We start from the raw sequence: 22,737 nt of genomic DNA on the forward strand, positions 1-22,737 counted from the left end.
TACTTGCCTGCGATGTTCACCGTCGACGACCAGGCCGCGGGTCCGCATGACGCGTCACTCGACCACGAACGCCTGGTCCTCGAGGCGCGCGACGTGGAGTTCGACTGGGCCAAGCTGCCGTTCCACTACGTGCCCGGCGAGCCGTTCGCGACCCACGTCCTCAACGTCCTGCACCTGCTGCTGCCGGCCGGCGAGGAGTTCTTCGTCGACGTGTTCAAGCAGGCGTTGCCGCTGATCAAGGACGACCAGCTGCGCCTTGACGTGCAGGGATTCATCGGCCAGGAGGCCATGCACTCGCAGGCGCACTCGAAGGTGCTCGCCCACTTCGCCGCGCAGGGCGTCGACCTCACCCCGTACACCGACCAGATCAGGTGGCTGTTCGAGAAGTTGCTCGGCCCCAAGCCGGGGTGGGGCCGGCGACGCCGGCACAGCTGGCTGCTGGAGCAGGTTTCGATCGTGTCGGCGGTCGAGCACTACACCGCCATCCTGGGCGAGTGGGTGCTCGGCGCGCCCGCCCACGACGCCATCGGCACCGATCCGGTGATGCTGGACATGCTGCGCTGGCACGGCGCCGAGGAGGTCGAGCACAAGGCCGTCGCCTTCGACACGATGAAGCACCTGCGCGCCGGCTATCTGCGACGGGTGCGCGCCCAACTGGTCGTGACGCCGGCCATGCTGTTGTTCTGGGTCCGCGGGGTCCGCTTCCTGTACTCGGTGGACCCGCACCTGCCGCCGGGAACCAAGCCGCACTGGTGGGAGTACCTCCGCGCGGCGCGCCGGGGTTTGGTGCCCGGGCCGCTGCGCTTCGTGCGGGTGGTCGCCGACTACTACCGGCCGGGTTTCCACCCGTCCCAGCTGGGCGGGCTGGAGGCGGCCGTCGACTACCTGGCGCTCTCGCCCGCTGCGCGGGCGTCGCACTGACCTATGGCCGAGACCTCGAGCGTCACCGCCTCCGACGGCGTCACCTTGGCAGTGCACCGCTACACCGAGATCGACGCGGCGCGCCCGACCATCCTCGCGATACACGGCTGGCCCGACAACCACCACCTCTGGGACGGCGTGGCGCACGAGTTCGATGAGCGCTACGCCGGCCGCTACAACGTGGTGGCCTACGACGTCCGCGGCGCCGGCGAATCATCGCGTCCCGCAAAGCGATCCGGCTACGCCTTTCCCCAGCTGGTGTCCGACATCGGCGCGGTGATCGACAGCTTGGGTGTCGGGCCGGTGCACCTGCTGGCCCACGACTGGGGTTCGATCCAGGCCTGGGCGGGGATCACCGACGACTCGGTGATGGCCAAAGTCGCGTCGTTCACGTCGATTTCGGGTCCGCACCTGCGCTACGCGGGCAGGTTCCTGCGCTCGGCGCGAACCCCGCGGGCCGTCGGCCAGGTCGCCAGGCAGTTGCTGGGATCGCTGTACATCGCGTTCTTCCTGTGTCCCGGCGTGCCGGAGCTGGCATTCCGCTCGCGGCTGGGTGTGAAAGTCCATGAGGCCCTTGAGCGCATCGGCCGGACGAGCACGCGCAGCCGGCGCGAGCGGCCGCCGCGGTCCATCGCCGACTACGTCAACGGGCTGGGCCTGTACCGCGCCAACATGCCCGGGCCGATGCTGCGGCCCGGCCCGGAGCTGCCCAAGACCACCGTCGCCGTGCAGACCCTGGTGCCGCGCAAGGACATCTTCGTGACGCCTGCGGTGCAACGGTTCACCGGCGCCATTCCCGAAGAGGGACGGGTGATTCCGATCGAGGGCGGCCACTGGGTGGTGACGTCGCGCCCCGAGGTGATCGCCCGCCTGACCGCCGAGTGGGTCGACCACACCGTCAGCGGCGCCGCCACCGGTTCGGTGGTGCGCGGCGGACCGCGCGAGGTCGGCGGCAAGCTGGCGCTGGTCACCGGGGCGGGCGCGGGCATCGGCCGGGCCACCGCGGTGGAGCTGGCCCGGCACGGCGCCCGCAAGGTGCTGATCGTCGACCGCGACCTGGCCGCCGCCAACGGCAGCGCGGACGCCGTGCGCGCGGCGTGCGCCGAGGCGGCGGTGTACCAGGTCGATGTCAGCGACGAGTCCGCGATGAACGACCTTGCCGCGCAGGTGTTTAACGAGCACGGCGTGGTCGACATCCTGGTGAACAACGCCGGCATCGGGATGGCGGGCCGGTTCCTGGAGACCAGCTCGGCGAACTGGGACGACATCCTGGGCGTCAATGTCCGCGGCGTCATCTCCGGCAGCAGGGCGTTCGCCGCGCAGATGGTCGAGCGCGGCGAGGGCGGCACGATCATCAACGTGGCGTCGGCGGCGGCGTTCATCCCGTCGAAATCCATGGTCGCCTACGGCACCACCAAGGCGGCCGTGCTGGCGTTCAGCGAATCGCTACGGGCCGACCTCGCCGACGAGGGCATCTCCGTCACGGCCGTATGCCCGGGATTCGTCAACACCAACATCGCCAAGAGCACCGTCTACGCCGGCATGACCGCCGAACAACAGGAGCGGGCCCGGGAGAAGGCCGACGCGGCGTATCGGCGCCGCAACTACACGCCGGAGGCCGTGGCCAAGGCGATCGTCCGGGCCGTCGAGACCGGCCCCGCCGTGCTGCCGATCGCCGCCGAATCCCGGATTGGCTACGCGCTGCGCCGCATCAGCCCGTCGGCGCTCCGCCTGTTCGCTCGCTACGACATTCGGCAGAGTTAGGGATTCCGCCGTGCCCGAGAGCGTTTGGGGAAGCAGGCCGGTCGACCTGTACGGTCGGCGCGACCGCGACCGCCTCGGCACGATGCTGTGGGGCGTGCGCCTGTGGTTCGGCGGATTCGCCGCGGTCTCGCGGTGGCAGCCGTCGCGGGTGAAGCCGGTGCCGCGGGCCCTGCGCGCGGTGATCACCAAGCGCGAACTCGTCGCCCCCGACGTGGTGGCGCTGACGTTGGCCGACCCGGACGGCGGATTGCTTCCGTCGTGGACACCGGGCGGGCACATCGACGTGCAGTTGCCCTCGGGCCGGCGCCGGCAGTACTCGCTGTGCGGCCCGCCCGGGCGGCGCACCGACTACCGCATCGCCGTGCGCCGGATCGCCGACGGCGGAGGCGGTTCCATCGAGATGCACGACGCGTTCGCGGTGGGGGACACGTTGGTGTTCGAGGGCCCGCGCAACGCCTTCTACCTCGGCACCGCCGAGCGCGACGTGCTGTTCGTCATCGGCGGCATCGGGGTGACGCCCATCCTGCCGATGATGCAGGCGGCGTCACCGCGCGGAATCGATTGGCGCGCAATCTATGCCGGAAGCAGCCGCGAGTACATGCCGTTCCTCGACGAGGTCTCCTCGCTGGCCGGGGATCGGCTGACGGTCTGGGCCGACGACGAGCACGGCCGCTTCGCAGGTGTCGACGACCTGCTGGCCGGCGCCGGTCCGACGACGGCGGTGTACGTCTGCGGGCCGACGCCCATGCTGGAGGCGGTGCGTGTGGCGCGAAACGAATTCGCTGACGCGCCTTTGCATTACGAGCGGTTCAGCCCGCCGCCGGTGGTCGACGGGATGCCGTTCGAGCTGGAGCTGGCGCGCTCGCGGCGAGTGCTCAGCGTGCCGGCGAATCGTTCGGCGCTTGACGTCATGCGTGATCTGGATCCGACCACCCCGTACTCGTGCCAGCAGGGGTTCTGCGGGACATGCAAGGTCAAAGTGCTTGGCGGGCAGGTCGATCACCGCGGCCGGGTGGCCGTCGGCGATGACGAAATGGTGGTCTGCGTGTCGCGGGCCAGCGGCGATCGGCTGGTCATCGACGCGTAAGCCGGTAGCCCACGTGGGCCACCTTGATGCCGGGCAGCGGTTCCCAGTCGAGGGTGCGGCCGTCGACGCGGAAGTTGTTCTTCTCGTAGAAGCGGCGCGCCTTGTCGTTTCGCACCGCGGCCCACAGGATGACGTCGCCGGACGGGTGCGCGCTCAGGATTTCGTCGAGCAGGCGGCGGCCGATGCCGTGCCGCTGGCTTTCGTCCGCGATGTACAGCGCGTCGATCTGGACGGCGCCCCGTTCGTCGGGGTCCGGCCCGAAGATGGCGACGCCCAGCGTCCGGCCACCGGACTCGGCGACCCACATCCGCCAGCCGTCGCGGTTCAGCGTGTGCGGATAGATCTCGGCGACCCAGCGCTTCGGCGGACCCAGGATGTCGAGCAGCGGCGGCGTGAGTATTCCGTCCCAGGACCGCCGCCAAACCGGATAGTGCATCTCCGCCACGGCGGCGAAATCGTCCGGCGTGGCTTCGCGGATCCGGATGTCGAGGGCCTCCACACGTCAAGGCTAAGGGTCAACGCTGGGGTCGTCGCTCCAAATAGGCGGCCAGGGCGTTGGTCAGACCGCGCCGGGCCATGTCCAGGTCGGCGTACGAGCCGAGCTGGCGCTCCGAGACCAGCCCGCGCATCGCCCCGGGGATGAGCGCGGCCACCTCACGCACCCGGTCCGGGTCGACGTCCAGGCCGGCAAAGGCGTTCTGGCACGTCTCGAGCCAGCTCTTGCCCCAGGAGAACAGCTCGGCCGCCGTGCGCGGGTAGAGGCGCTCGAGCTCGCGGGGGTCGCGGGGGAGTGCCGCCCGCAGGTTTTCGATGGCGCGGGAATCCGCCGACGCCAGGCCGCGGTAGAGCGTGTCGATGATGGCGCCGACGCGCTCGCGCAGCGGGGCGTCGGGGTGTACCGGCTCCGACAGCACAGAGAACGTGGCGGCGCGCCGCTCGGCGGTGCGGTGCAGCACGGCGGCCCAAAAGCCGTCGGTGTCGCCGAACTGGTATTGCACCGCGCCCCAGGTCGCGCCGATGTCCTTGGCGATGCGGTTGGCCGACACCGACCCCGGCTCGCCCGAGGCCAGCGACTTCAGCGCGGCCTCGAGCATGCTCTCGCGCGTCGCATTGCCGCGCCGGTTGGGGCGCCGCCCGGCGACCTTGGTTTCGGTCACCCGGCTAGCCTAACATTTTCATAGAAGGTACTCTGATTCGGCGAGGAGGGATGCCCGCATGGCCAAGCCGCCGCTGTCGATGAAGCCGACCGGATGGTTCCAGGTCGCCTGGTCCGACGAGATCGGCGTCGGCGACGTGCACAAGATGAAGTACTTCGACCAGGAGATGGTCGCCTGGCGCGCCGAATCCGGCGCCCTCACCGTGATGAACGCCTACTGCGAGCACCTCGGCGCGCACCTCGGCTACGGCGGCAAGGTCGTCGGCGAGGTGCTGCAGTGTCCGTTCCATGGCTGGCAGTGGAGCGCCGAGGGGCGCAACGTCTGCATCCCGTATCAGGATCGGCCCAACCGCGGCAGGCGAATTCGCACCTATCCCGTGGTGGAGCGCAACCAGTCCGTCTACATCTGGCACGACGTCGAGCGTCGCGAACCCTTCTTCGACGCGCCCGACGTGTTCGCCTCGTTCGACGACGGCCGCAGCGCCGACGATTACTACCCGCAGCAGCGGCTGTATCGCCAGGCGCTGGAGCTGCACCCGCAGTATGTGCTCGAAAACGGTGTGGACTTCGCGCATTTCAAGTTCGTGCACAACACGCCGATCGTGCCGGTGTTCACTCGCCACGACTTCGCCGACGCGGTGTCCTTCGTCGACTTCACCATCACGTTCGAGGGCGACGACGGCCAGAAGATCGAGGACGTCAACAGCGGCGTGGAGGCGGTCAACGGCGGGTTGGGCGTCGCGGTGACCAAGAGCTGGGGGATGGTCGACAACCGCACCATCTCCGCCGTCACCCCCGTGGACGAATCCACCTCCGACGTCCGGTTCATGGTCTACATCGGGCGCACGCCGGGCAAGGATCCGGCGCGGGCCGAGCTCAGGGCGGCCGAGTTCGGCCGCGAGGTGATCCGGCAGTTCGAGCAGGACATCGAGATCTGGCAGCACCAGCGCTACTCCGACCCGCCCGCCCTGGCCCCCGACGAGTACGAGGGCTTCACCGCAATCCGCAAGTGGGCCAAGCAGTTCTATCAGGAAGGCTAAGCCAAAATGAATGCACCGATCCGCGTCTTCCAGGTGGCCACCGGTAACGTCGGGTCCGAGATGATCAAGCGCATCGCCACGCAGCCGGACCTGGAACTCATTGGCCTGCATTGCTATTCGCCCGAGAAGATCGGGCGCGACGCCGGCGAGCTCGCGGGCATCGCGCCCAACGGCGTGACGGCCACCGGCACCGTCGAGGAGATCATCGCGGCCAAGCCGGACGTGCTGACGTTTCACGGTGTCTTCCCCGACGAGGACCTCTACGTCAAAGTGCTTGAGGCGGGCATCAATATCGTCACCACGGCCGACTGGATCACCGGCTGGCACCGCGACACGAACCACCCGCACCCGTCGGGCAAACCGGTGACCCAGCTGCTGGCCGAGGCCGCCGAGAAGGGCGGCGCGACGTTCTATGGCACCGGCATGAACCCGGGCCTGAACCAGATCCTCGGCGTGGTGTGCTCGGCCGACGTGGCCGACATCGAGAACGTCACCACCATCGAGTCCGTCGACGTGTCGTGCCACCACTCCAAGGACACCTGGCTCGAGGTGGGCTACGGCCAGCCGGTCGACGATCCATCGATCCCGTCGAAGCTGGAGAAGTACACCCGCGTCTTCGCCGACAGCGTGCTGATGATGGCCGACTGCTTCGACCTGCCGCTCGACGAGGTGAAGTTCAGCTACGAGCTGGGCGCCTGCACCAAGGACGTGGACCTGGGCTGGTACACGCTGCCCAAGGGTTCGCTGGGCGGTAACTACATCAAGTACCAGGGCATGGTGGACGGGGTGCCCCGCGTCGAGACGCACCTGGAGTGGCAGATGACCCCGCACACCGACCCGAGCTGGAACATCAAGGGCTGCTACATCACTCAGATCAAGGGCGACCCGTGCGTCTACAACAAGCACATGATATTCCCCAAGCCCGGCGTGGACCTGTCCAATCCGGACAACTTCGCCTCCATCGGCATGACCGTCACGGGCATGCCGGCCCTCCGGGCGATCAAGTCGGTTGTCGCGGCGCGCCCGGGACTCATCACCAGCGCCGACCTGCCGCTGCGCGGGTTCGCGGGGCGGTTCAAGAAGTAGGCGGCCGGGTCAAGGCGCCTCGCCGTCATCGTCGTCGAAGAGGCGTTCCGGGTGGTGATAGTCGTTGGTGCGCGGTTGGCCGCGGTCTAAGTGCGGCGGCGGGATCCACTCGGTGCGGCCATCAGGGAGTTTCCTTGTCCGCCAGCCTTTTTCGATCAGCTTGTGATCGGGCTTGCAAGCGAACGTGAGCTTGTCGGCGTCGGTCCGGCCTCCGGTGGCCCAGTCATCGACGTGGTGGACCTCGGACCAGTAGCCCGGCACGTCGCAGCCGGGGCAGGTGCAGCCGCGCTCCTTCGAGTAGAGCACGATGCGCTGGTCCGGTGACGCGATTCGCCTTGACCGGCCCAGATACAACGGCCGGCTTGAGTGTTCGTCGAACACCGCAAGATAGTGGTAGGCGTGGCGGGCCATCCGGATCACGTCGCGCATGGGCAGCAGTGTCCCGCCGCCCGTCACGGCTCGGCCCGCGCCGGCGGTCAGCTCCTGCAGCGTGGTCGACACGATGACGGTCACCGGCAACCCGTTGTGCACGCCGAGTTTTGGGTCGCCCAGCCGGCTACGCACCAGGGCGTTGAGCGCGTCGTGCTGGCGCTGGGCGTGGCTGCGGGTGTCCCTGCTCGCGAACTCCTCGGCGGGCTCGCCATCGACGCAAGGGGTTTCATCGTCCGGGTTGCACATCCCGGGTGCCGCGAACCGCGCCAGCCACGCATCGATGTTGGCGCGCAACTCCGGCGAAGCCACCAGCTTCCCGATGCTCATCCCGTCGGTGCGCTGCCCGCACCACGTGAAGCCGCGCTGGCGGGCCCGGTCGGCGTCGGAGAACTTCCCGTCGGGGTTGATCAGCAGCGCGCACTGATTCGCCACCCTCTGCAACTGGTCGGGGCGCAACGTCAGCGCCTGGCGGGCCAGGAATCGCTCGGCTTTCTCCACCGTGTCGACCGGTATGGCCCCCGGCAGGTCGCGGACGAAGGTCTGGATCACCCGCAGGTGCTGACCGTCGAGCATTCCTTCTCGCCACGCCTCGGCGGTCGCGGGCAGCTCGGGCGCCAGCTCCTGGCCGGTCAGGGTCCGGCGTGGCGAAAGCTGCTTGACGTCACGCAGCCGACGGCACGCCTCGGCGTAGCTGATCCGCAGCCAGTCGGCCACCACCTTGTGGACCGGCCCGCCGGTGTCGGCGGAGTCCTCATCGGCCAGGCCGGCGATCACGTCGTGGCTCACCGCCAACTGGCGGCGGCGCGAGGTTTCCATCTGCTCCAGCGCGCGAAGCCGGACGATCGGGCTGAGGGTGCCGAAATTCAGCCCGGCGACCTTCGCCGTGGCCGCGTGCAGCTCGTCCAGCGCGGCGGACACCTCGGCCGGAAACGGCATCGAACTCATGTTCGAATGCTATGCCGCGCCGCCGACACCAGCTATCGAAAAAACGCGTTCCTGTGGATCAATGCCGAACTGTGGATAAAGCCATTTCCGAGGGCTTCCGAACGAAATGTCAGGCGCTCGGACACAGATCGCGTTGGGCCCAGTAAACGAGGAGGTCCGCCTGCGCGGGGTTCAACCCGTTGGGGCCCAGGTCGGTGTCGGACTTCTGCAGCGCCATGGCCTGCAGCTGCGCGGGCGGAACGCCGTACGAAAGTTGCTGGCACAGCCGCTGACCCGTTTGCAACAGCGCCGCGTCGCCGCCGGCGAAGTCCTGGATCCCAGCGTTGTGCAGGTCGTTGAGATAGGAGATCGGGTCGGCCTGAGCCGGACCGGCCCAGACGACCCCGGCGGCCACAAGTGGGCCAGTTATTGCCGCCAAGCTCATAAACCGGCCAGAGCGCCTCTGTGCCGCCATGGTTCCTCTCCTTTTTTAGGTTTGCCCAAATTGGAACGCTCAATATCTTGAAGCAAATTCGGCAAATGCGCCAGCGGTCGGACGAGGATCCTCGAGAAGCCGCGACGTGCCGGTCTAGGGTGAAGGCCATGCGGGTAGGCGTGCTGGGGGCGAAGGGCAAAGTCGGGTCGGCGATGGTGGCGGCCGTGCAGGCCGCCGAGGATCTGGTCCTGTCGGCGGAGGTGGACGCCGGTGATCCGCTGAGCCTGCTGACCGAGGGCGACACCGAGGTGGTCATCGACTTCACCCACCCCGACGTGGTGATGGGCAATCTAGAGTTCCTGATCGGCAACGGAATTCACGCCGTGGTCGGAACGACGGGCTTCACCCAGGAGCGCCTCGACCAAGTGCAGTCGTGGCTGGCGGGCAAGCCCGACACGAGCGTGCTGATCGCGCCCAACTTCGCGATCGGGGCCGTCCTGTCCATGCATTTCGCCAAGCAGGCGGCGCCGTTCTTCGACTCGGCCGAGGTGATCGAGCTGCACCACCCGCACAAGGCCGACGCCCCGTCGGGCACCGCCGCCCGCACCGCGAAGCTGATCGCCGAGTCCCGAAAGGGCTTGCCGCCCAACCCCGATGCCACCAGCAGCAGCCTGCCCGGCGCCCGCGGCGCGGACGTCGACGGAATACCGGTGCACTCCGTGCGGCTGGCCGGGCTCGTCGCCCATCAGGAGATCCTGTTCGGCACCGAGGGCGAGACGCTGACCATCCGCCACGACAGCCTGGACCGCACGTCGTTCGTGCCGGGCGTGCTGCTGGCCGTGCGGCGGATCACGGAGCGCCCCGGCCTCACCGTGGGCCTCGAGCCCCTGCTGAACCTCACATGACCGGGCGCACGCTGTACATCCAGCTGCTCATCGCTTTCCTGTGCGTGGCGATGCTGGTGTACTTCGTGCTGCTGGGCCGCCTGGCCGTCACGATGATCGCGTCGGGCCGGCCCGCCGCCGTCGGGCTCGGCGCGGCGCTGCTGATCATGCCCGTCATCGGCCTCTGGGCAATGATCGCCACGCTGCGGGCCGGGTTCGCCCACCAGCGGCTCGCTCGCCTGATCGCCGCTGACGGAATGGAACTCGACACCAGCGAGCTGCCGCGGCGGCCGTCGGGACGCATCGAGCGGGACGCGGCCGACGCGCTGTTCGCCACCGTGCGCACCGAGGTCGAGGCCGAACCCGACGACTGGCGGCGCTGGTACCGGCTGGCGCGGGCCTACGACTACGCGGGGGATCGCCGGCGCGCGCGGGAGGCCATGAAGACCGCGTTGGAACTGCAGGCGGGCCGATGAGCAAGACGCTGCTGATCGTGCACCACACGCCCTCGCCGCACACCCAGGAGATGTTCGAGGCGGTGTTGTCCGGCGCCACCGATCCCGAGATCGAGGGCGTCGAAGTGGTGCGGCGGCCCGCGCTCACGCTCGCGCCGGCCGACGTGCTCGGGGCGGACGGCTACTTGCTCGGGACTCCCGCCAATCTGGGTTACATGAGCGGTGCGCTCAAGCACGCGTTCGACGTCTGCTACTACCCGTGCCTCGACGCGACGCGCGGGCGACCGTTCGGCGTGTACCTGCACGGCAACGAGGGCACCGAGGGCGCCGAGCGGGGCATCGAGGCCATCACCACCGGGCTGGGTTGGGCGAAAGTGGCTGAGACAGTGGTGGTTTCGGGAAAGCCCAGCAAGGCCGACCTGGAATCGTGCTGGGAACTTGGCGCGACCGTCGCCGCTCAGTTGATGGGTTGATCGAAAGAAGCCGGCATGAACGCGTCCGCGGGCTGGGCCAGCGCCAGCGCCGTGCTGGAGCCGAACGGTCCGTGCCGGTCGAACAGGATCGCGGTGCCGGTGGCCACACCCGCTGTGCCGTAATGGCTCTGCGCCGCCAGCCCGAGGAACTCGCCGTCCGGCAGGCGGCTCGCCGTGACGGTGTAGTCGGCGTTGATGTAGCGCAAACCCCCAGTGCCCCAATGGGTCAGCGAACTCGTGATGTCGCCGACGAACGCCAGGCGGGTGAAGGGCGTGAGCGGGCAGCCCTGCACCATCGGACGAAACAGCCGCGTCCAGGCGAACTTCTGGGAGTGGGCCTGCTCCCACTCGCCCGCCGCGATGCCGGGGCTGCCGGAAAGCGTGGCGCCATACCCCCAGATGAGAAACGGCATGTCGACCGGGAAGCCGTCCGAGTCGGCCGGAAGCGGCGGCATCTGGACCGGGCCGGACCACACCTCGCCTTCCGGGTGGTCGCCCCGTCGCAGGAACAGCGAGCTGGCCCGCGCGACGGTCCGCCCGTTCTGTACCAGCGCGGCGTCGACGAGTTTGATGCGCCGGCCTTCGCGCTGCACTGAGGTCTCGATCCGCACCGGTTCGGGCAGCACCGGGCGCAGCAGGTCGACCGTGATGCGCGCGGGCTGAAGGTCGGGGTCGATCCCGGATCGCTCGATGCCGAACGCCAGCAGGCCGCCGACGTTTTGACCTCCCAGCGCGGTGCCCCAGGGTCCTCGCGTCAGCGGGCCGGGCAGATAGGAGTCGCCATCGACAGCGAAGAACGCCTCGGGCATGATGGCGGAATCCTCGATGGTCACCGCTATCACGATAGGACAGGAGGATAAGTAAGGACCGGGCATGCCTCCAGTGATCGAAATTCCGCGTACGCACAACCCATTCCCGACGACCGGCGTATCCCCCGGCGTCGACGGTGTCCCGCGTTACGAGCGCCTGCCCGCCACCCTGCTGGACATGCTCGCCGAACAGGTCGACAACCGCCCTAACAGTGAGGCCGTCGCTGAATTGGGCGCCGGCCGATTGACCTACCGGCAGCTGTGGGACCGCGCGGCACGGGTCGCCGGCGGCCTTCGGGCTGACGGCCTGAGCCCGGGCGATCGTGTCGCCGTGCGGTACCCGGCCGGCATCAACTGGGTGCTCGCGTTCTGGGGCACCGTGATGGCCGGTGGCATTGCCGTCGCGGTCAATACGCGCTCGGCGCAGCCGGAGGTCGAGTTCGTCCTGTCGGACTCGGGTGCGCGGATGGACCTGGCGCCGGACGCGCCACTGCCCGACGGCGACCCTTACGTGACCCACGGGCTGGGACCCACGGATATTGCCGCCCTGTTCTACACGTCGGGCACCACCGGCCACCCGAAGGGCGTGCCGACCACCCACGAGGCGTTCGTGACCAACACCGAGAACGCGATCCGCTGCCTCGAGCAGCCGAGGGACCTCGGCGAGGAAATGCGCACACTCATCTCGGTGCCGCTTTTCCATGTAACCGGTTGCAATTCACAGCTTTTGGCCGCCGCTCGCCTTGGGGGAGCGTCGGTGATCATGCCCGCGCTCAACCTCGACGAATTGATCGCGGCGCTGGCGACCGAACGCATTTCCGTGATGGTTACGGTGCCGGCGATCTACGCCCTGATGTTGCGGCACAAGGCCTTTGCCGGCGCCGACGTGTCCGCGGTCCGCTGGGTAGGTTATGGGGGCGCGCCCATCGCGCCCTCGTTGGTGGGGGCGGTGAAGGAGGCGTTTCCGCAAGCCACCGTGTTCAACGGGTACGGCATGACCGAGACCGCCTCGCTGATGACGGTCCTGCCGGATCGCGACGCCGTCGAGCACGCCGACTCCGTGGGGTACGCCGTCCCGTCGGTGGACCTCGGCCTGGTCCCGTTCGGCGGCGACGAGCCGGGGGTGGGCGAGTTGGTCACGCGCGGCGCCAATGTCACGGCGGGCTACTGGAATCGGCCGGACGCCAACCGGGCCACGTTCGCGGATGGCTGGCTGCACACCGGCGACGTGGTTCGCGTCGACGATGCGGGGCGGGTGCACCTCGTCGATCGGCTCAAGGACATCATCAACCGGGGCGGCGAGAACGTCTCCAGCGTCGAGGTCGAGGCGGCGCTGTTGTCGGCGCCGAATGTCGCCGACGCCTGCGTGCTCGCGGTGCCCGACGACGTGATGGGCGAAAAGGTCGGCGCCGTCCTGTTCGCCGGCGAGGGCGAGATCGACGTGCGCGCCGTCCTCGACCACTGCCGCGGCCGGCTGGCCGACTACAAGATTCCGCAATACGTCACCGTGGTGACCGAGGCGCTGCCCCGCAACGCCGGCGGCAAACTGCTCAAGGGCAAGTTGCGCGGCGAGGTGAAATGGGGCGACCCGCTCCGATGAGCGCCCTGCTGATCGCCAACCGCGGCGAGATCGCCCTCCGAATCATCCGCACGGCAACGGAACTGGGCATCCGAACGGTGGCGGTCTACGCCGAAGACGACGCCGAGAGCCCCCACGTGCACGCGGCCGACGAAGCGATCGGCCTGCCGGGCGCCGGGCCGGCGGCCTACCTGAACCAGCCCGAACTGCTCGCCGCGGCCAAGCAGTCCGGCGCCGAGCTGATCCACCCGGGTTACGGGTTCCTCTCCGAGAACTCCGAATTCGCGCGCGCCTGCGCGGCCGGCGGGTACACGTTCGTCGGTCCGGGCGCCGACGTGCTCGAGCTGGTCGGCGACAAGTCGTCGGCCCGCGAAGCCGCGACCGCCGCTGGCTTGCCCGTGCTGCCGGCGACCCAGGGACCCAGCAGTGTCGAGGACGTCAAGGCGTTTTTCGCCGAGCAGGGTGGCGCCGTCATGATCAAGGCCCTCGCCGGCGGCGGGGGCCGGGGAATGCGGAAGGTGAGCCGCGCCGAGGAGATCGAGCACGCCTACCAACAGTGCGCGGCGGAGGTGCAACTCGGCTTCGGGGATCCCGCGCTGTTCGCCGAGGCCGTCCTCGACGCCGCGCGGCACATCGAGGTGCAGGTCGTGGGCGCGCCCGCCGGGCACCAGACGCGCGCGCTGGCCCTCGGCGACCGCGACTGCAGCGTCCAGCGGCGCTACCAGAAGCTGGTCGAAATCGCACCCGCCCAAGGCCTTTCGGACCCACTACGCCATTCGGTGCATCGGGCCGCGGTCCGGCTGTGCGCCAGGGTGGGCCTGCACGGTGTGGCCACCGTCGAATTCCTGGTTGCCGCGGACCGGTTCGTCTTCCTCGAGGTGAACCCGCGCATCCAGGTCGAGCACCCCGTCACCGAGGAAACCACCGGGGTGGACCTGGTGGCCGTACAGCTGGCCATCGCCGGCGGCGCGTCCTACTACGAACTTGGGCTCCCCGCCGGGATCGCCTCGGACGGAAGCGAAGTGATCGGCGAGCCGGCCGCCCGCCGCGGCATCGCGATCCAGGCCCGGGTGAACATGGAGACCTTCGCCGCCGACGGTTCGGTGGTGCCGGCGGCGGGCACGTTGACGGTGTTTTCGCCGCCGAGCGGCCCCGGCGTGCGCGTCGACACCTACGGCCGGCCGGGCCTGGTCATCAGCCCGCGCTACGACTCGCTGCTGGCCAAGGTCATCGCCCACGTGCACGGAACCTCCTGGCCCGCGGCGGTGCGCAAGGCTCACACCGCCCTGGGTGAATTCGGCGTCGAGGGCGTGCGCACCAACATCGGGTTCCTGCGAGAGCTGCTGGGCGACAGCGAGATCCAATCGGGCTGGGTGACGACGGATTTCCTCGACGAGAAGCTTCCCGCGCTGGCCGCCGCCGCGCTGGCTCACCATCAGGACGTCCGCGTCGCGCCGGTCGAGCTCTACCCCGGCGAGGAAGTGCTGCGCGCTCAACTGGCCGGCACGGTCGTGGAGGTGGCCGCCGAGGGTGAGGCGTGCGGGGCCGGCGCCCCGCTTGTCGTCCTCGAGGCAATGAAGATGCAGCATGTGCTCGCCGCCCCGGACGCGCTGCGGACGGTCCGGAGCCTGGTGGCGCCGGGCCAGGTGGTCGGGACCGGCGATCCGTTGCTGGTATTCACCCGCACGGGCGCCGAGGCAGGCACCGAATCCTACTCGACCGCAATGGATCTCGACCGGCCCCGCGCCGACCTCGACGAGGTGCACAGGCGCCACCTGCTCACCCGGGACGAGGGCCGGGAGGCGGCCGTCGCCAAGCGGCACGCGCGCGGCCGGCGCACCGCCCGGGAGAACATCGCCGACCTGGTCGACCCGGGCAGCTTCGTCGAATACGGCGCGCTGGCCATCGCCGCCCAGCGCAGCCGGCGCTCCGAGGAGGACCTGATCGCCAACACCCCGGCCGACGGCCTGGTCGCCGGCCTGGCCCGGATCGGGGGCGCCGAGGCCGTCGTCGTGTCCTACGACTACACCGTGCTCGCCGGGACGCAGGGTATGCGCAATCACGCCAAGACCGACCGTGTCTTCGAGCTGGCCACCCGAAAACGCCTGCCGGTGGTGCTGTTTGCCGAGGGCGGCGGCGGCCGGCCGGGCGACACCGACGTCGGCGGCCACGCGGGCCTCGACGTGCCGACGTTCCGGATGTTGGCCGCGCTGAGCGGCCGGGTGCCGCTGGTGTCGATCGTCTCCGGTCGCTGCTTCGCTGGCAACGCCGCGCTGGCCGGGGTGTGCGACGTGATCATCGCGACCCCCGACGCCAACATCGGAATGGGCGGGCCGGCCATGATCGAGGGCGGCGGGCTGGGGGTGTACCCGCCGGAGGCGATCGGGCCGATCGACGTGCAGCGGCACAACGGCGTCGTGAGCCTGGTCGCCCGCGACGAGGCGCACGCGGTGTCGCTGGCCAGGCAGTACCTGTCGTATTTCGACGGCCCCTTCCGAGAATGGGCCGCGCCGGACCCGCGGGCGGCCCGACATGTGGTCCCGGAGAACCGATTACGCGCCTACGACGTGCACCGCGCGATCGAGTCGATCGTCGACGTGGGTTCCGTGCTGGAACTGCGCCCCGACTACGGCGTCGGGATCGTCACCGCGCTGGTTCGCGTCGAGGGCGTGGCATACGGGCTGATCGCCAACAGCACCCATCACCTCGGCGGGGCGATCGACGCCGAGGCCGCCGACAAGGCCGGTGACTTTCTCGCGCTGTGCGAGTCGTTCCGGCTGCCGGTCGTCTCGCTGTGCGACACCCCCGGGTTGATGGTCGGGCCGGACGCGGAAAGGGAGGCCGCGGTGCGCCGCTTCGGCCGGATGTTCGTGCTGGGCGCGCGATTGACGGTGCCGCTGGGAATGATCATCCTGCGCAAGGGTTATGGGCTGGGCGCGATGGCGATGGCCGGCGGGTCCTTCCGCGCGCCCCAGTTCACCGTGGCGTGGCCAACCGGCGAGATCGGTGGCATGGGGCTGGAGGGGGCCGTGCGGCTCGGGTTCAGCAAGGAACTTGCGGCCGAACAGGATCCGATCCAGCGCCAGCAGCTATTCGACAAGCTGGTGGCGGCGGCCTACCAGCACGGCAAGGCGCTGCGCTCGGCCACCACGTTCGAGCTCGACGACGTCATCGACCCGGCAGACTCCCGGGCCTGGATCACCAGGCTGCCGGGAGGCTGACGGTCAAAGGGTTATCCGTGGCCGGAACCGCAGCCGACGCCGGGCAGACACCCGGTGCCGCCGGGCACGCCACCGGGTCCGGCGAACTGGCCGCCCGAGCCGCAGCCGACGCCCGGCACGCAACCCTGCCCGCCGGGGCCGCCGCCGGGCCCCTGGTTCTGGCCGCCCGAGCCGCAATTGCCGTTGGCGTCGCAACCGCCGCCGCCCGGGTCGTCCTTGATGACGACGTGCGTGGGCGCGGGTCCCGTCATCGCCGGTCCTGCCCCAAACGCGTCCGCGGCGGCCGTCGGTGCGGCGGCGATCGCTGCGGCGACCGCCCCGGCCACGACCAGTGGTTTCACGAGGTTTAGTTTGGCTAACATGCGTGTCGCATACCACGTGCACACGGGTACAAAACATCGCTAACGATAATTATTGGTGCGGACAGAAGGCACACGATGACCTCACTGGATTTGACCGGACGGACCGCGATCATCACGGGCGCCTCGCGCGGAATCGGGCTGGCGATCGCCCAGCAACTGGCCGCCGCCGGCGCCGACGTGGTGCTCACCGCCCGCAAGCAGGAGGCGGCCGACGAGGCCGCGGCGCAGGTCGGCGAGAAGGCCGTCGGCGTCGGCGCCCACGCCGTCGACGAGGACGCCGCCCGGCGCTGCGTGGACCTCGCGCTGGAGCGCTTCGGCAGGGTCGACATCCTGGTCAACAACGCGGGCACGAATCCGGCGTATGGCCCGCTGATCGAGCAGGACCACGCCCGCTTCACCAAGATCTTCGACGTCAACCTGTGGGCACCGCTGCTGTGGACCTCGCTGGTGGTCAAGGCGTGGATGGGGGAGCACGGTGGGTCGATCGTCAACACCGCCTCGATCGGTGGCCTGCACCAGTCGCCGGCGATGGGCATGTATAACGCCACCAAGGCCGCGTTGATCCACGTCACCAAGCAACTGGCGCTGGAACTTTCCCCCCGCGTCCGGGTCAACGCCATCGCACCGGGAGTGGTGCGCACCAGGCTGGCCGAGGCGCTGTGGAAGGACCACGAGGATCCGCTGGCGGCGACGATCGCGCTCGGGCGCATCGGTGAGCCGGCCGACGTGGCGGGCGCCGTCGCGTTCCTCGTCTCCGACGCGGCGAGCTGGATCACCGGCGAGACGATGGTGATCGACGGCGGCCTGCTGCTCGGCCCCGCCCAGGGATATCAGGCCCAATGAGCGCCATAGACGTCACAGCGGACCTGGCCGCGCGGGTCCAGGAGCTGCTCGACGAGCATGACCCGGCTACCACCGAATCGCGGGAATTCCTTGGCGCACAATACGATGCGGGGCTGGCCTGGATCCATCTGCCGCCGGGTTTCGGCGGGCTCGGACTGTCGCGCGACGCACAGCAGCTCGTCGACGCGCGGCTGGCCGCCGCCGGCGCGCCGGTGGGCGGCACCGTCAAGAACTACATCGGCATGGGCATGGCGGCGCCGACGATCGCGGCGTTCGGGACCGACGAGCAGAAGCGAAAGTTTCTGCGCCCGCTGTTCACCGGCGAACAGATCTACTGCCAGCTGTTCAGCGAGCCCGGCGCCGGCTCGGACCTGGCCGGGGTGTCCACCCGCGCGGTCCGCGACGGTGACGACTGGATCGTCAACGGGCAGAAGGTGTGGACGTCGCAGGCTCAGCACGCGGACATGGCCATCCTGGTCGCCCGCACCGACCCGACGGTGCCCAAACACGCCGGCCTGACCTACTTCCTGTGCGACGTGACCCAGCCGGGTGTCGAGATCCGGCCGCTGCGCCAGATCACCGGCGAGGCGGAGTTCAACGAGGTCTTCCTCACCGACGTTCGGGTGCCGGATGCGAATCGGCTCGGCCCGGAGGGCGGCGGCTGGCGCGTCGCGACCACCACGCTCAACAACGAGCGCGTCGCCATCGGCACTCGCGCCGGAATGCCGCGGGAGGGCGGGCACATCGGCAAGGTCGCCGGGGCCTGGCGAGATCAGCCGGCGCTGCGCAACCCCCCGATGCACGACGAGCTGATGCGGCTGTGGGTCGACGCGGAGGCCCTTCGGCTCACGGGTGAACGCTCGCGCCAGCAGGCCAGCACCGGGCAGCCCGGACCGGAGGGTGCGGGCATGAAGGTGGCCTTCGCCCGTCTGGCCCAAGCGATCTCGGGGTTCGAGATCGAGCTGCACGGTGAGGCGGGCCTGCGTTACGACGACTGGACCATGCGCAGACCGGAGACGGTCGACCTGGTCGGTCGCGGGCCCGGATACCGCTATTTGCGGGCGCGCGGCAACTCGATCGAGGGCGGCACGTCGGAGATCTTGCGCAACACCATCTCCGAACGAATCCTTGGCCTGCCGGGCGAACACCGGGTCGACAAGGACGTCGCGTGGAAGGACCTGCCGCGGTGAGCAATCTCCTGTATTCCGATACCGAGGAGGCGTTGCGCGACAGCGTTCGTCACCTGTTCGCCGACCGCTGCCCGCCCGAATCGGTGGCCCGAGCGTATGACGCTGCACCACAGGACTTTTCGGGAATATGGCGGACGCTGGCCGCCGACCTCGGGGTGGCCGGCCTGCTGGTCCCCGAGTCGCTTGGTGGTGCCGGCGCGTCGGCGCGCGAGGCCGCGGTCGTCATGGAGGAGATCGGGCGCGCGGTGGCGCCGGTGCCTTTCCTGTCCAGCGCGGTCCTCGCCACCGTCGCGCTGCTGCGCGCCGGCGACGACGAGACGGTGGGTGCGCTGGCCCGCGGCGAGATCACCGCGGCGCTGGTGGTGCCGCTGTCCACGGCGCCGGGCGATTCAGTTGGGGGCGTCAGTGCCGGCGCCGACGGGCTGAGCGGAGAGGTCGGCAGCGTCGCGGGCGCCGTCGAGGCCGACGTGCTGGTGGTGCCGGCGGCCGCGCCAGGCGGGCTCGAACTGCACACCGTGCCGCGCACCGCCGCGGGCGTGCAGGTGTCACCCGTGCTCGCGCTGGACATGACGAGACCCCTTGCGAGCGTGCGCTTTTCGGGGGCGGCTTCGTCACGGCTGGGGGAGGCGGACCTCGCGGTGGCCGAAGCGCTTGAGACCGGGGCCGCGCTGCTCGCGTCCGAGCAACTGGGTGTGGCCCAGTGGTGTTTCGACACCACGCTGGCGTATGTCAAGCAGCGCAAGCAGTTTGGCCGCGCGATCGGGTCCTACCAGGCGATCAAGCACCGGCTGGCGGATCTGTGGTTCGAGGTCGGCGCGGCAACGGCGGTGGCCAGGCACGCCGCCGACACGTGCGCCACCGCGGATCAGGACGCGGCGACCGCTGCGGCGCTCGCGCAGGCCTACTGCAGCGGCGTTGCCGTGCATGCCGCCGAGGAGTGCGTGCAGCTGCATGGCGGCATCGGAATGACCTGGGAGTATCCGGCGCACCTCTACCTCAAGCGCGCCAAGAGCGATCAGTTAGCTCTGGGCACCGCTTATCGCCACCGCGCCCTGCTGGCGAAGCTGGTGAACCTGCCCTCCTCGTGACCTCGGCACTCGCCGGTCAGCCACATCTCTTCGGTGAGGTCGTGGAAGGTGACCAGCGCGACGGTGTCGTCACGGCGTCGCATCGCCGACCTGCTCATGCTGGCCCACACCGAGTGCCCGCCCCTGTTCCGCAGCTCGACGGTGCGCTTGGCGCCCGTGCCGACCAGCGTGATCCAGCCGTCGTCGGCCGGCATGCGGTAGAAGAGGTCTTCGAAGTTCATCGACGCGAGCTGGTCGGGCGAATAGCCCACCATGTTGCAGAACGAGCCGTTGGCGAACAGGATGGTTCCCGCGCGGTCGACGGCGATGGCCGGTGCCGGTAGCCGTTCCAAGACGACCAACGCCGGCATTCGGTGCAGTTCGTCGATTGGCAAGCCGCCGGGCGGCTTCGGGCGTCGGCGCTCAATTCGCGAACCGTCGGCGGCTGTGGGAATCATCGGGATCACTGTCCTCCCGTCGTCGCGCCGGCATGGTCTCCCGGATGCGGCAAAGGCGCGCTTTTATTTGAACGCGGCCACAGCAAATATTATGGGAAGGCTTGAAAGAAGTCCATAGCGCATTAGCCGAATTAGCTATTCGGCATGTGCCCAATTGACTCTTGTGCCAGAACAATACCATTGGCATGTAATTTCCTGGGCCGTTTTGTTAGCTGAGGCCCGGCGTCGACGCTCCTTGCCCGGCTAGACGCGGTCGTGCAGCAAACACGGGAGGTCGACATCGCTAACTCTTCTCAGGAACGCGGCATCGTCGCCACGCCGCGGCAGCAAGTGCCGCGCCCGGGCTGTCGCTAACTCACGTCGGCGCGCAACCCGGGCGACAGACAAGTTGCTTGCCTTTCGGCGGCACTGGTCGGTGCCCCGAGCCCCCGTCGGGTTTTGCTCAAGGCGATCGTTAGCTATTGGTCCGGCAAACCGCTTCGGCGACATATCGTGGGCTCGCGGCGCACGCGGCGCCGCTGCACAATCGGTTTCCGAATCACCGTTGCGAATGGAGATAGCGAATGCGTGTGTTGCTGTCGACATACGATTCGCGCGGTGGCGTCGAGCCCCTGCTGGGCCTCGCCGTCCAACTGCAAGCGCTCGGCGCGGAGGTTCGCATCTGCGCGCCGCCGGACGACGAGTTCGCCGAGCGGGCCGCCGGCTTCGGCGTGCCGCTGGTGGCGTTCGGCGAGTCGGTGCGCGCTATGACCAGCGCGGCCGGTCCGCAGTCCGAGGCGTACCTGCGGCGGCACTTCGATGAGTTGATCGCCGCGCAGTTCGACACCGTCGCGGACGCGGCCCGGGGATGCGATGCGCTGCTGGCCGCGGGCCTGCTGCCGGCGGCGGCCGGCGCCCGGTCGGCGGCCGAAATGCTCGGCATCCATTACGTTTACGCGAGTTATCACCCCACCAACCTGCCGTCGCCGCACCACCGTCCGCCCTCGTTCTGGAACTGGCCGCTGCCACCGGGCGCGATCGACCACCGGGTGCTGTGGGACCTGGACGCCCAAAACGTGAATGCGCTTTTCGGCCCGACGCTCAACCGTCACCGCGCCCAGGTCGGCCTGCCGCCGGTGCACGACGTCCGTGGTCACGCCTTCACCGAGCGCCCGTGGCTGGCGTCGGACCCGACATTGGGCCCGTGGCAGGAGCCGACGGACCTCGACGTCGTCCAAACCGGCGCGTGGATGCTGCGGGACACGCGTCAGCTGCCGGCGGAGCTGGTCGAGTTCCTGGACGCCGGGACGCCGCCGGTGTACGTGGGCTTCGGCAGCATGCCGCTGCGCGGCCCGGCCGACCTCGCCCGTGCGGCCGTCGAGGCGATCCGCGGGCTGGGCCGCCGCGTGGTCGTCGCCCGGGGGTGGGCTGGCCTGGCGCCGATCGACGACGGGGACGACTGCTTTTCCGTCGGTGAGGTGAACCAGCAGTCATTGTTTGGGCGCGTGGCCGCCGTCGTGCACCACGGCGGCGCGGGCACCACGACTACGGCCGCCGCCGCGGGCGCCCCGCAGGTGGTGGTGCCGCAGGGCGCCGACCAGTTGTATTGGGCGGGCCGGGTCGGCGAACTGGGCATCGGGACCGCGCACATAGGTGTGGCGCCCACCGCCGAGTCGCTGTTCGCCGCGCTCGAGCCCGTGTTGACCCCCGAGGCCCGCGCGCGGGCGGGCGCCGTGGCGAGCACGATCCGCACCGACGGGGCGGCGGTGGCGGCGAACCTGCTGCTCGAGACGATCAGCCGGGAAAAGGCCGCCAGCCTAGCGCGGTAGCGCCGACCCGAAGACCTCCGTCATTGCCGCCCAGTGCCGCTCGTCGGCGGCGGGGTCGTAGGGAGGGTTGTCCGGGACCGCGAAGCCGTGGGCGGCGGGATACCACTCGATGGTGTGCGCCACGCCCGCCGCCGTCAGCGCCTTGTCGAGCTGCTCGGCGTGATCGGCCGTGAAGGATGCGTCGTTCTCGGCGCCACCCACGTACACCGTGGCGGTGATCCGGTCGGCCAGCAGGTGGGGGCTGTCCGCGCCGTCGCTCACCAGCCCGCCGCCGTGGAAGGACGCCGCGGCGGCGACGCGGTCCGGTTGGCGGCCGGCCACCACCAGCGACGTCCGCCCGCCCATGCAGTAGCCGCACACGCCGAATCGCTCGCCGGACACCTCGGGGCGACCGGCCAGGTAGTCGAAGAACGCGCCGGCGTCGCTGGCCATTTTGTCCGGTGTGATGCCGCCGATCATTCCGAAAAGGCGCCTGCGTTCCTGCTCGTCGCTGAACACGGTGGCCATGTCGAACGGGGTCCAGTCGCCGCTGCGGTAGTAGACGTCGGGAAGCAGCACCGCGTAGCCGAATCCGGCGAGCTTGGCGGCCATCTCGTCGAAGGTGTCCCGCACCCCGCCGGCGTCGCAGTACATCACGACGCCGGGCCAGGGGCCGGGTCCTTCGGGCGTGAAAAATCGGACGGGGCAGGAGCCGTCGGGGGTGGTGACGCTGTCGGTGAACTTCGGCATGGGATCCGTTCTA

At 69.6% G+C, this 22,737-nt stretch carries 22 protein-coding genes; 14 read left to right on the top strand and 8 right to left on the bottom strand.

The genetic code is table 11. From position 1 onward, the window contains the following. Positions 1-12: 12 nt before the first annotated feature. Genes AC5Y4S_RS05510 through AC5Y4S_RS05520 form a run of 3 tightly spaced genes read left to right on the top strand, consistent with a single transcriptional unit; the run spans position 13 to position 3,772 of the window. Positions 13-921: a metal-dependent hydrolase gene (locus AC5Y4S_RS05510; RefSeq protein WP_500030771.1), complete on the top strand. Its 909-nt coding sequence runs from the start codon at positions 13-15 to the stop codon at positions 919-921. A gap of 3 nt (positions 922-924) precedes the next feature. Beyond that, positions 925-2,685, top strand: a complete 1,761-nt coding sequence (locus AC5Y4S_RS05515; protein ID WP_500030773.1) for an SDR family oxidoreductase — start codon at positions 925-927, stop codon at positions 2,683-2,685. A gap of 10 nt (positions 2,686-2,695) precedes the next feature. Beyond that, the gene (locus tag AC5Y4S_RS05520) at positions 2,696-3,772 is read left to right on the top strand and encodes a PDR/VanB family oxidoreductase (RefSeq protein WP_500030775.1); all 1,077 of its coding nucleotides are present in this window, start codon (positions 2,696-2,698) and stop codon (positions 3,770-3,772) included. On the opposite strand, the gene AC5Y4S_RS05525 is transcribed toward AC5Y4S_RS05520, so the two are convergent. Next, positions 3,759-4,271, bottom strand: coding sequence for a GNAT family N-acetyltransferase (locus AC5Y4S_RS05525; protein ID WP_500030777.1), 513 nt, complete (start codon positions 4,269-4,271; stop codon positions 3,759-3,761). The two genes, AC5Y4S_RS05520 and AC5Y4S_RS05525, sit on opposite strands and share 14 nt — an antisense overlap. Before the next feature lie 16 nt (positions 4,272-4,287). After that, positions 4,288-4,866 (bottom strand): TetR/AcrR family transcriptional regulator, encoded by a 579-nt coding sequence (locus tag AC5Y4S_RS05530; RefSeq protein ID WP_500032174.1) that lies wholly within the window; start codon positions 4,864-4,866, stop codon positions 4,288-4,290. A gap of 121 nt (positions 4,867-4,987) precedes the next feature. On the opposite strand from AC5Y4S_RS05530, the gene AC5Y4S_RS05535 reads away from it, so the two are divergent. Both AC5Y4S_RS05535 and AC5Y4S_RS05540 read left to right on the top strand, forming a co-directional pair. Next, complete coding sequence (locus AC5Y4S_RS05535) at positions 4,988-5,968, top strand: aromatic ring-hydroxylating dioxygenase subunit alpha (RefSeq protein ID WP_500030780.1); 981 nt, start codon at positions 4,988-4,990, stop codon at positions 5,966-5,968. Between the two features lie 6 nt (positions 5,969-5,974). Further along, positions 5,975-7,054, top strand: a complete 1,080-nt coding sequence (locus AC5Y4S_RS05540) for an NAD(P)H-dependent amine dehydrogenase family protein (RefSeq protein ID WP_500030783.1) — start codon at positions 5,975-5,977, stop codon at positions 7,052-7,054. 9 nt (positions 7,055-7,063) lie between these two features. On the opposite strand, the gene AC5Y4S_RS05545 is transcribed toward AC5Y4S_RS05540, so the two are convergent. Continuing rightward, positions 7,064-8,431, bottom strand: coding sequence for an HNH endonuclease signature motif containing protein (locus tag AC5Y4S_RS05545; protein ID WP_500030786.1), 1,368 nt, complete (start codon positions 8,429-8,431; stop codon positions 7,064-7,066). Positions 8,432-8,540: 109 nt separating this feature from the next. After that, entirely contained in the window at positions 8,541-8,885 is a 345-nt protein-coding gene (locus AC5Y4S_RS05550; RefSeq protein WP_500030788.1) for a DUF732 domain-containing protein, read from the bottom strand. A 128-nt stretch (positions 8,886-9,013) separates the two neighbouring features. Between AC5Y4S_RS05550 and dapB the strand changes: the two genes are divergently transcribed. Genes dapB through AC5Y4S_RS05565 form a run of 3 tightly spaced genes read left to right on the top strand, consistent with a single transcriptional unit; the run spans position 9,014 to position 10,658 of the window. Continuing rightward, positions 9,014-9,751: a 4-hydroxy-tetrahydrodipicolinate reductase gene (gene dapB / locus AC5Y4S_RS05555; RefSeq protein WP_500030790.1), complete on the top strand. Its 738-nt coding sequence runs from the start codon at positions 9,014-9,016 to the stop codon at positions 9,749-9,751. Further along, complete coding sequence (locus AC5Y4S_RS05560) at positions 9,748-10,206, top strand: tetratricopeptide repeat protein (RefSeq protein ID WP_500030792.1); 459 nt, start codon at positions 9,748-9,750, stop codon at positions 10,204-10,206. The genes dapB and AC5Y4S_RS05560 overlap by 4 nt, the downstream gene beginning before the upstream one ends. Next, on the top strand, positions 10,203-10,658 hold the full coding sequence (locus AC5Y4S_RS05565; protein WP_500030795.1) for a flavodoxin family protein: 456 nt from the start codon (positions 10,203-10,205) through the stop codon (positions 10,656-10,658). Before AC5Y4S_RS05560 ends, AC5Y4S_RS05565 begins: the two co-directional genes overlap by 4 nt. Here AC5Y4S_RS05565 and AC5Y4S_RS05570 read toward each other — a convergent pair. Further along, entirely contained in the window at positions 10,643-11,491 is an 849-nt protein-coding gene (locus tag AC5Y4S_RS05570; protein ID WP_500030798.1) for a thioesterase family protein, read from the bottom strand. The genes AC5Y4S_RS05565 and AC5Y4S_RS05570 overlap by 16 nt on opposite strands. Positions 11,492-11,531: 40 nt before the next feature. On the opposite strand from AC5Y4S_RS05570, the gene AC5Y4S_RS05575 reads away from it, so the two are divergent. Both AC5Y4S_RS05575 and AC5Y4S_RS05580 read left to right on the top strand, forming a co-directional pair. Next, the gene (locus AC5Y4S_RS05575; protein WP_500030800.1) at positions 11,532-13,067 is read left to right on the top strand and encodes a class I adenylate-forming enzyme family protein; all 1,536 of its coding nucleotides are present in this window, start codon (positions 11,532-11,534) and stop codon (positions 13,065-13,067) included. After that, on the top strand, positions 13,064-16,267 hold the full coding sequence (locus tag AC5Y4S_RS05580) for a carboxyl transferase domain-containing protein (RefSeq protein WP_500030803.1): 3,204 nt from the start codon (positions 13,064-13,066) through the stop codon (positions 16,265-16,267). Before AC5Y4S_RS05575 ends, AC5Y4S_RS05580 begins: the two co-directional genes overlap by 4 nt. 11 nt (positions 16,268-16,278) lie before the next feature. Here the strand turns inward: AC5Y4S_RS05580 and AC5Y4S_RS05585 are convergent, their stop codons facing one another. Next, positions 16,279-16,608, bottom strand: a complete 330-nt coding sequence (locus AC5Y4S_RS05585) for a PE-PGRS family protein (protein WP_500030808.1) — start codon at positions 16,606-16,608, stop codon at positions 16,279-16,281. Between the two features lie 96 nt (positions 16,609-16,704). On the opposite strand from AC5Y4S_RS05585, the gene AC5Y4S_RS05590 reads away from it, so the two are divergent. The 3 genes from AC5Y4S_RS05590 to AC5Y4S_RS05600 are packed head-to-tail and all read left to right on the top strand — an operon-like array spanning position 16,705 to position 19,750. Continuing rightward, positions 16,705-17,472, top strand: coding sequence for an SDR family oxidoreductase (locus AC5Y4S_RS05590; protein WP_500030813.1), 768 nt, complete (start codon positions 16,705-16,707; stop codon positions 17,470-17,472). Beyond that, positions 17,469-18,662, top strand: a complete 1,194-nt coding sequence (locus tag AC5Y4S_RS05595) for an acyl-CoA dehydrogenase family protein (protein WP_500030816.1) — start codon at positions 17,469-17,471, stop codon at positions 18,660-18,662. The genes AC5Y4S_RS05590 and AC5Y4S_RS05595 overlap by 4 nt, the downstream gene beginning before the upstream one ends. Then, positions 18,641-19,750, top strand: coding sequence for an acyl-CoA dehydrogenase family protein (locus tag AC5Y4S_RS05600; RefSeq protein ID WP_500030820.1), 1,110 nt, complete (start codon positions 18,641-18,643; stop codon positions 19,748-19,750). Before AC5Y4S_RS05595 ends, AC5Y4S_RS05600 begins: the two co-directional genes overlap by 22 nt. Here the strand turns inward: AC5Y4S_RS05600 and AC5Y4S_RS05605 are convergent. Beyond that, on the bottom strand, positions 19,699-20,187 hold the full coding sequence (locus AC5Y4S_RS05605; RefSeq protein WP_500030823.1) for a PAS domain S-box protein: 489 nt from the start codon (positions 20,185-20,187) through the stop codon (positions 19,699-19,701). The two genes, AC5Y4S_RS05600 and AC5Y4S_RS05605, sit on opposite strands and share 52 nt — an antisense overlap. Before the next feature lie 563 nt (positions 20,188-20,750). Here AC5Y4S_RS05605 and AC5Y4S_RS05610 point away from each other — a divergent pair. Then, positions 20,751-21,995 carry a glycosyltransferase gene (locus AC5Y4S_RS05610; RefSeq protein WP_500030826.1) on the top strand — a complete coding sequence of 415 codons (1,245 nt, stop codon included), beginning with the start codon at positions 20,751-20,753 and terminating at the stop codon, positions 21,993-21,995. On the opposite strand, the gene AC5Y4S_RS05615 is transcribed toward AC5Y4S_RS05610, so the two are convergent. Continuing rightward, positions 21,984-22,724: a dienelactone hydrolase family protein gene (locus AC5Y4S_RS05615; protein ID WP_500030828.1), complete on the bottom strand. Its 741-nt coding sequence runs from the start codon at positions 22,722-22,724 to the stop codon at positions 21,984-21,986. The two genes, AC5Y4S_RS05610 and AC5Y4S_RS05615, sit on opposite strands and share 12 nt — an antisense overlap. Positions 22,725-22,737 lie beyond the last annotated feature (13 nt).

The organism is Mycobacterium sp. NGS64 (genome assembly GCF_059812245.1).